Consider the following 11,925-nt stretch of genomic DNA (forward strand, 5'->3'; position numbering starts at 1 on the left):
AATCAATGCCCGTCATCGCGCGAAACGGGCGCCCGCCATCATCTGAAATCACTGCCCGCCATCACGCGAAACACGCAAGCGAAGCCGCCCCCTTGGCGCTCAGTCTGTTGGTTGCCCGCATGGTCCACCTTTCCGGCCAGAATCTCAGCCCCCCTCTTAGTCCACCCCTAGATTTAGTATGAGGTGATGCAGGGTGATTTTGCCTGATGCTGAACGAAACAGAAACCCGCTGCAATATCAAGGGCTATGAGCATGGCTGATACAGGCTGACATCTAGATATAGAGGCATTCAATGCCCGCCGCCCGCACCAGCCATGCCTCGGCCGCGGCCCTGTTCGGCCGATGGCCTAGGGCGGTCGCCGCGGTCGCGGCGGCGGGGCCGGTTCAGTCGCGGATGCCCCGGAAGCGCTCCTGCCAGGTGTCGCGGTCCTCGTCGCTGATCTTGGCGAACAGCACCTCGGGCACGGTGAAGGCATGGCCGGCGGGCAGCGCCGCCAGCGCCGCGGCCACGTCGCCCGGCCAGTCGCGGTCGTCGGCGCGCATGGCGGCCAGCATGGTCTCGGCCGCGAAGGGGATGAAGGGCTGCGACAGCACCGCGTAAAGCCGGATCAGGTTCAGCCCCAGCCGCACCTGCATGGCGGCCCTTTCCGAGTCGGTCTTGAAGCTGGACCAGGGCGCCGCCGCCTGCAGGTATTCGTTGCCCAGCACCCAGATGGCGCGCAACTCGGCCGCGGCCTTGCGCACCTCGGTATGGTCCATGAAGCCTTCATAGGCGCGGATGCGGGCGTCAAGCGCCGCGATCAGGGCCTCTTCCTCGGACCCGTAGGCGCCGCCCTCGGGGATGGTCTCGCCGAACTTCGAGCGGCAGAACTTGGTGATGCGGCTGACGAAATTGCCCAGCACGTCGGCCAGATCCTTGTTCACCGATTGCTGGAAATTCTCCCAGGTGAATTCGCTGTCGCCCGATTCCGGGGCGTGGCTGAGCAACCACCAGCGCCAGTAGTCGGCCGGCAGGATCGACAGCGCCTGGTCCATGAACACGCCGCGCCCCTGCGAGGTCGAGAACTGCCCGCCGTCATAGGTCAGGTAGTTGAAGCTCTTGATGTAATCCACCAGCTTCCACGGCTCGCCAGAGCCGATGATCGTGGCCGGGAAGGAAAGCGTGTGGAAGGGCACGTTGTCCTTGCCCATGAACTGGGTATAGGTCACGTCATCCGCGCCCTCGTCCAGCCGCCACCAGCGCCGCCAGGCGCTGTCGGGCAGGTCCTTCAGGTCGGTGCCTTCGGCGGTGGCGGCGATATATTCGATGGGCGCGTCGAACCAGACGTAAAAGACCTTGCCCTCCATCCCCGGCCAGGGATCATCGCCCTTGCGGACCGGGATGCCCCAGTCAAGGTCGCGGGTGATGCCGCGGTCCTGCAGCCCGTCGCCGTCATGCAGCCATTTGCGTGCGATCGAGGTGGTCAGGATCGGCCAGTCGGTCTTGCTGTCGATCCAGGCCTCGATCTGATCCCTCATGGCGCGCTGGCGCAGATACAGGTGCTTGGTCCGGCGCACCTCGAGCCGGGTCGAGCCGCTGATGGCGCTGTGCGGCTCGATCAGGTCGGTCGGGTCAAGCTGCTTGGTGCAGTTCTCGCACTGGTCGCCGCGCGCCTTGTCATAGCCGCAGTTCGGGCAGGTGCCCTCGATATAGCGGTCGGGCAGGAAGCGACCGTCGTCGATGGAATAGACCTGCTTTTCCTCGACCTCGGAAATCCAGCCGTTCTGGTCCAGCTTGCCGGCGAAATGCTGGGTCAGGGCATGGTTGCGCGCGCTGGAGGAGCGGCCGAAATGGTCAAAGCTCAGCCCGAAGTCGCGGGCGATCCCGGCCTGGGTCTCGTGCATGGCGGCGCAGTATTCCGCCACCGGCTGCCCGGCCTTGGCGGCGGCCAGTTCCGCCGGCGTGCCATGTTCGTCGGTGGCGCAGATGAACATCACCTCATGACCGCGGCCGCGCTGATAGCGCGCGTAAAGATCCGCCGGCAGCTGCGAGCCGACCAGATTGCCGAGATGCTTGATGCCATTGATATAGGGAATTGCGGAAGTGATGAGATGGCGCGCCATGACCGGGTCCTGTAAGCTTGTCGCCGAATTCTTTATCCAGCAGCCGCGGCGAAAGCCAGCCTAAGCCTGCCGGGCCATGGCCTTGCGCAGGATGCCGGCCACGCTGGCGCTGCAGGGGCGCGCCCCGGCCAGCACCTCGTCTATGGGCACCCAGTCCGCCGCCAGCGCATCGTCCGCCGCCACCGGCTGGCCCGAGACCAGATCGCAGGCCACCGCCGCCAGCAGGAAGTGAAAGCGCAGCCGCCCGTCGGCGCCGCGCTCGATCACGTCGATATTGTCCAGATAGGCGCGCGGCCGGCCGATGACCCCGGTTTCTTCGGCCAGTTCGCGCCGGGCGGCCTCGAGCGCGGTCTCGCCCGGTTCGACATGGCCGCCCGGAAAGCCCCAGAGCCCGGCGTCGGGCGGGTTGCGGCGCTGCACCAGCAGCACGCGGCCGCCGTCCAGCAGCACCGCCAGCGCGGCCAGCCGGGGGAACGGCGCCAAGGCCTAGCGCCGGCGGTCGCGGCGGGCGCTCATCGGCTGGAAGGCCACGCCGACATGGGCCTCGCAATAGGGCTTGCCGGGCACCGAGGGCAGGCCGCAGAACCAGAACTTCTCGGTGGCCGGGTCGCCGATCGGCCATTTGCAGGTGCGCTCGGTCAGTTCCATCAGGCTGAGCTTGCGGGCGCGCTTTTCCACCTCGCGCACCGAGGCCAGCGCCTCGGGGCTGATCTCGTTCAGCGAAGGCTGCGGCGGCAGCGGCTGTCCGGCGGGCACGATCGGGCGGCGGCTGAAGCCGGGGGTGACCACCGGCGCGGCCGGGGCCGGCTCGGGCGCGGGTTCGGGGGCCGGGGCGGCGGCGACCGGTTCGGGGACGGGTTCAGGCTCGGGCGCGGGTTTCGGCTCGGGGGGCGGGGCGGCGGCGGGGCGCGCCGCCTCGGGGGCGGGGGTCTCGGCGCTGTCCTCGCTGCGGTTCGACAGGCCGAGGCGATGCACCTTGCCGATCACGGCGTTGCGGGTGACCCCGCCCAGTTCCTTGGCGATCTGGCTGGCCGACTGGCCCTCGGCCCACATGCGTTTCAGCGTCTCGACGCGCTCATCGGTCCAGGACATGGCTTGCCTTTCATGCGCCGGGAGGAGCGGCGCCTAGCTTTCTGATGACTTCAATTCCGCAAAACCCGGCCTTAAAACCGGGGATAGCCAGATTTACCCGCATGCCCCCGCAAATTCAAGGAGCCCGGATGCAACCCTCATCGACCCGCCCCGGATACCGCCAGATGGGCGTCAGACGCTTTGGCCGGGTGAACTGGCTGGGGCTGGCGACGCTGGCCCGGCGCGAGATCATGCGCTTTCTGGGCGTCTGGCAGCAGACGGTGCTGGCGCCGCTGATGACGGCGGGGCTGTTCGTCCTGGTCTTTGCCCTGGCGCTGGGCCAGAACCGGGGCGAGGTCATGGGCCTGCCCTATCTGGCCTTTCTCGGGCCCGGCATCCTGATGATGACGGTAATCCAGAGCGCCTTCGCCAATACCTCCTCCTCGATCATCTCGGCCAAGATGCAGGGCAATATCGTCGATACGCTGATGCCGCCGCTGTCGGCGGCCGAAATCCTGGCGGGCTATCTGGCGGGGGCGCTGGCGCGGTCGCTGATCGTCGCTGCGGTCATCGCCCTGGGCATGGCGCTAGTCCTGGGGCAGGGCATCGCGCATCCGTTCTGGGCGCTGGCCTTCGTGGTCCTCGGTGCGCTGCTGCTGGGCGGGCTGGGGATGCTGGCGGCGATCCTGGCGCAGAAATTCGAGCAGATGGCGGTGATCAGCAATTTCATCGTCACGCCGCTTTCGTTCCTGTCGGGCACCTTCTATTCCATCGCCGCCCTGCCCGGGCCTTTCCGCGTGCTGGCCTATTGGAACCCGGTCTTCTACCTGATCGACGGCGCGCGCTTTGGCATGGCGGGGGTCTCGGACGCGCCGGTGCTGCGCGGCTTTGCCGTCTGCACCCTGGCGACGGCGCTGGTGCTGGCGCTCACCTGGCGCTGGCTGGCCTCGGGCTATCGCATGAAGCCCTGAAATGGGCGTTGCGCCCCCGGGGCTTCCGCGCTATGCGAGGGGCATGATCACGCGGACCGCCCCTATCGCCCGTCCCCGACGTTGACACTGTCGACGACCGATCACACCTGCCTTCCCGACATTGCTGGTGCCGCCCGCGCGCGGCTGTTCTCCGAAAAGGACAACTCCATGATTTCGCACGTCCTGCCGACCTATAATCGCGCCCCCATCGCATTTGAGCGTGGTGAGGGCAGCTGGGCCATCGCCACCGACGGCACGCGATATCTGGATCTGGGCGCGGGCATCGCGGTCAACGCGCTGGGTCATGCCAATCCCGATCTGGTCGCGGCGCTGACCGAACAGGCGGGCAAGATCTGGCATGTCTCGAACCTCTACCAGATCCCGCAGCAGGAAAAGCTGGCCGATCTGCTGGTCGAGCACACCTTTGCCGATACCGCCTTCATCACCAATTCCGGCACCGAGGCGGCGGAACTGGCGATCAAGATGGTGCGCAAATACTGGGCCGAGCAGGGCGACCCCGAGCGCATCGAGATCCTGACCTTCGAGGGCGCCTTTCACGGCCGCTCGACCGGGGCCATCGCCGCCTCGGGGGCGGAAAAGATGGTCAAGGGCTTTGGCCCCCTGATGCCGGGTTTTCGCCAGCTGCCCTGGGGCGACATGGCGGCGCTGCGCGCGGCGATCTCGGATCGCACCGCCGCCGTCATGCTGGAGCCGGTGCAGGGCGAGGGCGGCATCCGGCCGCTGCCCGACGCCGACCTGCGCCTGATCCGCGAGCTGTGCGACCAGAGCGGCGCGCTGATGGTGCTGGACGAGGTGCAATCGGGCATGGGCCGCACCGGCAAGCTGTTCGCGCATGAATATGCCGGCATTGCCCCCGACATCATGATGGTCGCCAAGGGCATCGGCGGCGGCTTTCCGCTGGGCGCGGTGCTGGCCACAGAAAAGGCCGCGGCACCCATGGTGGCGGGCACGCATGGCTCGACCTATGGCGGCAATCCGCTGGCCTGCGCCGTCGGTGTGCGGGTGATGCAGATCATCGCCAGGCCCGAATTCCTGGCCGAGGTGAACCGCAAGGCGGCACTGTTTCGCCAGCGGCTGGAGGGGCTGGTCGCGAGCCACCCCGAGGTGTTCGAATCCGTGCGCGGCCAGGGGTTGATGCTGGGGCTGAAATGCAGGGTGCCGCCGGGCGATCTGGTGCAGGCGGGCTACGGCGAACATCTGCTGACCGTGGCCGCGGCCGACAATACCCTGCGGCTCTTGCCGCCGCTGACCATCTCGGATGACGAGATCGCCGAGGCGGTGGCGCGGCTCGACCGGGCGGCCGGGCGGCTGCATGGATAGGTCCGGCCTCCGGGGCGATCCGTGGCGCCCCGACGACGACGGGATCATGGCCCGGGCGATGACCCGCCACCGATGAGGCCCGCAAGCCCCCTCGCAACCGCCGCCCGGCGGTCGCCCCTTGACCTTGCCCCTGCAAAGCGGCTTGCTGGCGAAAATCCCGAAAGACCTGAACCCATGAAGAGTTTTCTTGACATCCACACCACCGACAAGGCCGAGTTGCGGGGCATGATCGATGCGGCGCGGCGCATGAAGGATGCGCGCGCCGGCCTGCCCAAGGGCACCCCGGACGAGGACCTGCCGCTGCGAAACTGCATGGTGGCGCTGATCTTTGAAAAGCCCTCGACCCGGACCCGCGTCAGCTTTGACCTCGGCGTACGGCAGATGGGCGGCCAGACCATGGTGCTGTCGGGCAAGGAGATGCAGCTGGGCCATGGCGAGACCATCTCCGACACCGCCCGCGTGCTGTCGCGCTATGTCGATCTGATCATGATCCGCACGTTCGAGGAAGCGACGCTGCTGGAAATGGCCGAACATGCCAGCGTGCCGGTGATCAACGGGCTGACGAACCGCACCCATCCCTGCCAGATCATGGCCGATGTGATGACCTTCGAGGAACATCGCGGCGGTATCGCCGGGCGCAAGGTGGTCTGGTCGGGGGACGGCAACAATGTCTGCGCCTCGATGATCCATGCCGCCGGGCAGTTCGGCTATGATTTCACCTTCACCGGCCCGCCGACGCTGGACCCGGAACGCGAGGCAGTCGAGTTTGCCCGCGCGCAGGGCGTGAAGGTGCTGATCGAGCGCGACCCGATGAAGGCGGTCGCCGGCGCGGATCTGGTGGTCACCGACACCTGGGTGTCGATGCACGATCCGCAATCCGCCCGCGAGCGGCGCCACAACCAGCTGCGCCCCTACCAGGTCAACGAGGCGCTGATGGCACGCGCCCGGCCCGATGCGCTGTTCATGCATTGCCTGCCCGCGCATCGCGACGACGAGGCGACCAGCGCGGTGATGGACGGCCCGAACTCGGTCATCTTCGACGAGGCCGAGAACCGCCTGCATGCGCAAAAGGCGGTCATGCGCTGGTGCCTCGGGCGCTAGCGGCTCAGCCGACCCGCTGCAGATCCGCGGTCAGGGCGGCGATGTCGCCCTTGCGCCGCGCCAGCATGGCGCCGATCTCGGCCCGTTCCGAGGCGAGCATGTTCACGCCCTCGATGATGATGTTGAAATAGCGGATCTTGCCGGACTTGTCCGAGACATGCCATTCGACCTCCATCGGGCTGCGCCCCTTGAGATGCGCGACCGAGGTGACGGCATAGAAGGACTTGACCGGTCTTGCGCCGGTGACCTCGATACGCGAGCCGACGAATTCGCGAAAGCGCTTGCCGTATTTGCGCCCGATATAGCCCTGGAAGGCCTGGCGATAGGCGGCGAATTCGGCGGCGCTGGCCTGGCGCGCTGCCGGACCAAGCGCCGAGCGCGCGATGATGTCCACATCGGCGTAGCGGGCAAAGATCGCCTCGAAAGCCTTGAACATCTGCGCCGGCGGCTGGCCCGAATTGATGACCGCATAGACCTCGTCCAGCGACTTCTGAATCAGCGCCCGCGCCTCGTCGGTGTCCAGCGCCCGTGCCGGGCTTGCGGCAAGCGCAAGGCCCGCGGCCAGCAGGGTCAGGAAGCCGCGGCGGGAATTACTCGGCATAGGGGTCAATCTGCTCTCCTTCCTCGCCAAGCTCGTGGCGTCGATGCTGCAGCCAGATCAGCCGCGTCTGCGCATAACTATCGGCACTTTCATGCAGGATGGAATCGACCGAATCGCCGAAACGCCCGCGTTCACCGGCTTTTGAGACGGCGCGCGCGCCCATGCCGATCAGATACTGGTCGCGGTTCAGCCATTGCCGCATCGGGTCGATGACCAGATCGACGACGCGCCCGGCGGCATCGCGCTGCGTTGAGGGCCCGATCAGCGGCAGTTCCAGATAGGCGCCTTCGCCCACGCCCCAGCTGGCCAGGGTCTGGCCGAAATCCGTGTCCTCCTCGGGCAGGGCGAAATCCTTGCCCGCGGGATCAAGCAGGCCGGCAAGGCCCAGCGTCGTGTTCACCAGAAAGCGGAAGGTCATGCGCGCGGCCGGCTCGGGTTTGCCCTGCAGCAGGTGGTTCACCACCTTGCCGGGTAGCGCCAGATTGGCACCGAAATTGCCGACCGCCTGCACCGCGCCGCTGCCGGCCCCGCCCTCGCCGGACATGCCCGAACTTAGCGGCTTGACCACATTCGCGTCGAGGCCGCGGTTGAAGGCGTGCATCTTGCGGTTGAATGGCTCGTAGGGGTCGTTGATTCCGCTGCCGTCGCCGGGGCCGGCACAGGCCGAGACCAGCCCGATCAGGGCGAAAATCGTGATGAACCGGGAACGCAAGCTTCTGATAACCTTTTGCATCTAGAACGTCAGGGCAAGGGGCGAATCGGGGCCCGGGCCGGCGGGGTGGATGCGGGCTGTATGCCCGCCGCGTCTTGGGATATGCGCTGTGCAAAGGCCGGGCAAGCCCGGTGCAACCGATCAGGAAGGAACCGGCATGGCCTTGCCGCCCAAGCGACATGACGGCAGACGCGAACTGAAGGCGGCGCGTGGCCGGGCCTGGCAACTTTTCGCCTTTGTCGGGGTGTTTTCCTTCGTGGTGAACGCGCTGATGCTGACCGGCCCGATGTTCATGATGCAGGTCTATGACCGCGTGCTGTCCAGCCGCTCGGTCGAGACGCTGACGGCGCTGTTCTTGCTGGTGGTGTTCCTGTTCGCGCTGATGGGGGTGATCGACCTGGCGCGCAACCGCATCATGGTGCGCGTGGCGGCGCGGTTCCAGGACCGGATGGAGGGGCGGGTGTTCACCGCCGCGCTTGAGGACGGCAATGCCCTCGGCTCGGATGTGGTGGTGCGCGGCGGCATGCGCGATCTCGAGGCGGTGCAGCGGCTGATCGCCTCGCCGGTGCTGATGGCGCTGTTCGACCTGCCCTGGGCGCCGTTCTTCCTGGCGGCGGTCTTTGTCTTTCACCCGCTGCTGGGGGCGGTGGCCACGGCGGGCATGATCGTGCTGGTGGTGGCGACGCTGCTCAACCAGTGGCTTAGCCGCGATGCGCTGCAGCAGGCGGCGATCGCCAGCCAGTCGGCCGAGCGCATGTCCGATCTCTATCGCGACGAGGGCGAGCTGATCGGCTCGCTCGGCATGCGGGCGGCTGCCTTCCAGCGCTGGCAGGAGGCGCGCGACACCGCCACCGTCGCCGCCATGCGCGGCACCGACCGCGCCGCCAGCTTCACGGTGTTTTCCCGCACCTTCCGGCTGTTCTTGCAAAGCGCGCTTCTGGCGGCGGGGGCGCTGCTGGTGCTGCGCCAGCAGGTGACGCCCGGCGCGATGATCGCCTCCTCGATCCTGATGGGTCGGGCGCTGGCCCCGGTCGAGCAGGTGGTGGGCGGCTGGTCGGTGGTGCAGCGGGCGCAGGATGGCTGGAACCGGCTGGGCGATCTGCTGTCGCGCCGCCCGCCGCTGCCGGCCCGCACGCCGTTGCCGCGCCCCGAGGCCCGGCTTGAGGTGCGCAACCTGACCGTGGTGCCGCCCGGCCAGGCCGCGGCCACGCTGCGCTCGGTCAGCTTCGATCTGACCCCCGGCCAGGCGCTGGGGGTGATCGGCCCTTCGGGCGCCGGCAAGACGACGCTGGCGCGGGCGCTGATCAGCGCCTGGCCGATCGCCGGCGGCTCGATCCGGCTGGCCGGGGCCACGCTTGACCAATACGACCCGGATGTGCTGGGCGGGCTGATCGGCTATCTGCCGCAGCAGGTAACGCTGTTTGACGGCACGATCGCGGAAAACATCGCCCGCCTCTCTCCCCAGCCCGATGCGCAGCGCGTGGTGGCGGCGGCGACGGCGGCGGCGGCACATCGCATGATCCTTGATCTGCCGCAGGGCTATGACACGCTTGTGACGCAGACCGGCGGCCGGCTGTCGGGCGGGCAGATCCAGCGCATCGGCCTGGCGCGGGCGCTTTACGCCGATCCGGTGATCTTTGTCCTCGACGAGCCGAACTCGAATCTCGACAATGAGGGTTCGGCGGCGCTGAACCTGGCCATCCGCAACATCAAGGCCCGGGGCGGCGCCGTCATCATCATGGCGCACCGCCCGGCCGCGATCACCGAATGCGAACTGCTGCTGGTGCTGGACCAGGGCACGCGCCGCGCCTTTGGTCCGCGCGACGAGGTGCTGAAATCGCTGGTCCGGAACGCCGACCAGATTGCGCGGGCCCAGGGCCAGGGCGGAGGTGTGACATGACCGATCAGCCCGGACACGGCCGTGCGCCGGTCGAGAAACTGCCCGCCGGCACCGCACCCGAGCCGGCGCCGCGCTTTCGCGCCCGCCCGGCCGAGGCGCCGGTGCCGCGCATGGCGCCGAGGCATCAGCGCCCGGACTGGTCAGCCCGCGGCGCAGTGATCCTGGGCCTGGTCGGCCTCATGGTGCTGATGGGCGGCTTTGGCCTCTGGGCCTGGACGGCGCGCATCGCCGGCGCGGTCGTCGCCCCCGGCCAGGTCGAGGTCGAGCAGCGCCGGCAGGTGGTGCAGCATCCCGATGGCGGCGTCGTCGCCGAGATCCTGACCCATGACGGCGCCAAGGTCACCGCCGGACAGCCGCTGATCCGGCTGGACGGCACGCTGCTTGGCACGGAACTGGCCATCGTCGAGGGGCAGTATTACGAGATCCTCGCCCGCCGCGGCCGGCTCGAGGCCGAGCGCGCGGACATGGGCGAGATCAGCTTCCCGCAGGAGCTGGTCGCGGCGGTGCGCAACCGCCCCGATCTTCGCGCCCTGATGGAGGGGCAGGAAAGCCTGTTCCTTGCCCGCCGCGACACGCTCGAACAGGCGCTGGGCCAGCTTGCCAAGCAGTCCGAACAGGTACAGTCGCAGATCGGCGGCATCGATGCCCAGGCGCGCGCCCTGCAGCAGCAGCGCGATTTCATCGCGCAGGAGCTGCGCGACCAGCGCGGGCTGCTGGAAAAGGGCCTGGCCCAGGCTCCGCGCGTTCTGGCGCTCGAGCGCGAAGCGGCGCGGCTTGACGGGCTGCTGGGCGAGACCACCGCCACCCGCGCCCGCGCCGTAACGCAGATGGCCGAGATCGACCTGTCGCGGCTGGAAAAGACCGCCACCCGCCGCGAGGCGGCCGAGACCGAGCTGCGCGAACTGGGCTACCGCGAACTGGAATTGGCCGAGCGCCGCCGCGCTCTGGTCGAAAAGATCGACCGGCTCGAGATCCGCGCGCCCGTGGCCGGAGTGGTGCAGGAGTTGCAGGTGACCACGCCGCGCTCGGTCATCCGTCCGGCGGATCCGATCCTTTTCATCATTCCGCAGGACCGTCCGCTGGTGGTCGCGGCCCGCGTCGCCACCATCAACATCGACGAGGTGCATCCGGGTCAGCAGGTGGTGCTGCGCTTTTCCTCGTTCTCGTCACGCACGACGCCCGAGATCGATGGCGTGATCAGCCGGGTTTCCGCCGATACGCTGGTCGATCAGGCGACCCACATCCCCTATTACCGCGCCGAGGTGACGATCCCGCCGGAACAGGTCGACAAGCTGCAAGGGCTGGAGCTGGTGCCCGGCATGCCGGTCGAGGTCTATGTCCAGACCGGAGAGCGCAGCCCCATGGCCTATCTGGTCAAGCCGCTGTCGGATTACTTCACGCGCGCCTTCCGCGAGAACTGAAGTCTCGCGGCCCCGGCTGGATCGCGCGGCGGTTGCCGGCGCATTGCGAAGCCCCTTTCGCCGTTTCGCCATGCATGAGGGCGGGGCACAGGCCGCTGCCCTGCTGCGTCCCGAGGCCGTTCTGCGGCTGGACGGGCGGCGCAGGCGAAGGCCCGGATTGCCACCGCATCGCCGGAGGCGCGCGGGAGGGGGGGCCGAGGCCAGGAAGCGGCGGAACCACCCGTTGACAGCTTCGCTGTGAACGCTGTGAACGCGCGATGTGTACAACGTTCACAGGGATTCAATCGGGTGGATGACGGGCTTGTCGGCATCAACGAGATAGCCGAGATGGCCGGGGTCTCCAGACAGGTGGTCGCCAACTGGCGGGCACGAATTGCGAACTCCCCCAAGCCAATTGCCGTGCTGGCATTGGGCCCAGTGTTCCGCCGATCACAGTTGCGATCATGGCTGCGAAAGAGGAAGGTTCCAATGGCTCACGTTTTCTCAACGATCAATCTCAAGGGCGGTGTCGGCAAGACAACCACCACTGTCGCGCTGGACGGGTCACGTCCGTCAAGGTGGTGTAAATTCCTGGATGGCCTGAGGGCATGATCAGGCGGCTTTCGTGCAAACCCTTCCCGGACATTACGGCCATCCTTCTCGAAGCTGCGGATGGCCAGATAGATCAGCTTCATGGCGGCATCGTCGGTCGGGAACGACCCGCG

At 67.8% G+C, this 11,925-nt stretch carries 11 protein-coding genes; 5 read left to right on the plus strand and 6 right to left on the minus strand.

The window, feature by feature from the left end:
• Positions 1–384: 384 nt before the first annotated feature.
• The 3 genes from metG to WMK75_RS16650 are packed head-to-tail and all read right to left on the minus strand — an operon-like array spanning position 385 to position 3,195.
• The gene (gene metG, locus WMK75_RS16640) at positions 385–2,103 is read right to left on the minus strand and encodes a methionine--tRNA ligase (protein WP_347268722.1); all 1,719 of its coding nucleotides are present in this window, start codon (positions 2,101–2,103) and stop codon (positions 385–387) included.
• A 60-nt stretch (positions 2,104–2,163) separates the two neighbouring features.
• Positions 2,164–2,586 (minus strand): NUDIX hydrolase, encoded by a 423-nt coding sequence (locus tag WMK75_RS16645; protein ID WP_347268723.1) that lies wholly within the window; start codon positions 2,584–2,586, stop codon positions 2,164–2,166.
• A gap of 3 nt (positions 2,587–2,589) precedes the next feature.
• On the minus strand, positions 2,590–3,195 hold the full coding sequence (locus WMK75_RS16650; RefSeq protein WP_347268724.1) for a GcrA family cell cycle regulator: 606 nt from the start codon (positions 3,193–3,195) through the stop codon (positions 2,590–2,592).
• A 128-nt stretch (positions 3,196–3,323) separates the two neighbouring features.
• Between WMK75_RS16650 and WMK75_RS16655 the strand changes: the two genes are divergently transcribed.
• From WMK75_RS16655 to argF, 3 genes are all read left to right on the plus strand, one after another.
• Positions 3,324–4,145: an ABC transporter permease gene (locus WMK75_RS16655; RefSeq protein ID WP_347268725.1), complete on the plus strand. Its 822-nt coding sequence runs from the start codon at positions 3,324–3,326 to the stop codon at positions 4,143–4,145.
• Positions 4,146–4,313: 168 nt separating this feature from the next.
• On the plus strand, positions 4,314–5,486 hold the full coding sequence (locus tag WMK75_RS16660; RefSeq protein WP_347268726.1) for an aspartate aminotransferase family protein: 1,173 nt from the start codon (positions 4,314–4,316) through the stop codon (positions 5,484–5,486).
• Between the two features lie 174 nt (positions 5,487–5,660).
• Positions 5,661–6,587 (plus strand): ornithine carbamoyltransferase, encoded by a 927-nt coding sequence (gene argF / locus WMK75_RS16665; protein WP_347268727.1) that lies wholly within the window; start codon positions 5,661–5,663, stop codon positions 6,585–6,587.
• Positions 6,588–6,591: 4 nt separating this feature from the next.
• Here the strand turns inward: argF and WMK75_RS16670 are convergent, their stop codons facing one another.
• Positions 6,592–7,188: an ABC transporter substrate-binding protein gene (locus WMK75_RS16670; RefSeq protein WP_347268732.1), complete on the minus strand. Its 597-nt coding sequence runs from the start codon at positions 7,186–7,188 to the stop codon at positions 6,592–6,594.
• Positions 7,178–7,900 carry a VacJ family lipoprotein gene (locus tag WMK75_RS16675; RefSeq protein WP_347268728.1) on the minus strand — a complete coding sequence of 241 codons (723 nt, stop codon included), beginning with the start codon at positions 7,898–7,900 and terminating at the stop codon, positions 7,178–7,180. Before WMK75_RS16675 ends, WMK75_RS16670 begins: the two co-directional genes overlap by 11 nt.
• Positions 7,901–8,057: 157 nt before the next feature.
• Here WMK75_RS16675 and WMK75_RS16680 point away from each other — a divergent pair, with 157 nt between their 5' ends.
• Together WMK75_RS16680 and WMK75_RS16685 are read left to right on the plus strand one after the other, a co-directional pair.
• Complete coding sequence (locus tag WMK75_RS16680; protein ID WP_347268729.1) at positions 8,058–9,800, plus strand: type I secretion system permease/ATPase; 1,743 nt, start codon at positions 8,058–8,060, stop codon at positions 9,798–9,800.
• On the plus strand, positions 9,797–11,221 hold the full coding sequence (locus tag WMK75_RS16685; protein WP_347268730.1) for an HlyD family type I secretion periplasmic adaptor subunit: 1,425 nt from the start codon (positions 9,797–9,799) through the stop codon (positions 11,219–11,221). Before WMK75_RS16680 ends, WMK75_RS16685 begins: the two co-directional genes overlap by 4 nt.
• Before the next feature lie 473 nt (positions 11,222–11,694).
• Here the strand turns inward: WMK75_RS16685 and WMK75_RS16690 are convergent.
• Positions 11,695–11,925, minus strand: a 231-nt coding sequence (locus WMK75_RS16690) for a hypothetical protein (RefSeq protein ID WP_347268731.1), incomplete at its 5' end; no start/stop codon positions are given.

The organism is Paracoccus sp. (in: a-proteobacteria) (assembly GCF_039808215.1).
In the GTDB taxonomy this organism is placed as follows: domain Bacteria; phylum Pseudomonadota; class Alphaproteobacteria; order Rhodobacterales; family Rhodobacteraceae; genus Paracoccus.